The organism is Allobosea sp. 01N443 (assembly GCF_056399325.1).
On record NZ_JBFTRC010000448.1, the window covers coordinates 1 to 382 of the forward strand.

The following is a 382-nucleotide window of genomic DNA, read 5'->3' on the forward strand; positions in this document are numbered from 1 at the left end:
ACCCAGAAGGTCTGCCCGACCATGCCGCCATTGATATGCGTCTCGGCAAGGCCACCGACCCAGAGATCGACCCGGTCGATCCCCTTCACGATGCCGGTGCCGTCGGCCTGGATGGCCACGCTGATATTCGAGTTGATCGCCTGGAAGGCCGCGATCTCGTCGGCGTCCAGGACGAGGTCCGGATAGGCCTGCTTGAACTGGGCGATCACTGCATCGCTCAGATTGTTGCGCTGCTGGAAGTCCTCCCACGAGGTATAGGGCGAGAGATTTCCGGCATATCCGACGGCCTCGGAGACATAGGGATCCTGCGAAGCGGCAAGATCCGAACGCACCTGGTTCAACGTTCCCAGCCCGACATCCCAGCCGCGGGCCACATTGAAGG

Annotated in this window: 1 protein-coding gene; it reads right to left on the bottom strand. The window is 62.0% G+C overall.

Annotated elements, in window-relative coordinates; genetic code table 11:
* Positions 1-382: hypothetical protein (locus tag AC1DRP_RS36920; protein WP_476771191.1), on the bottom strand; the 382-nt coding region annotated here is incomplete at both ends.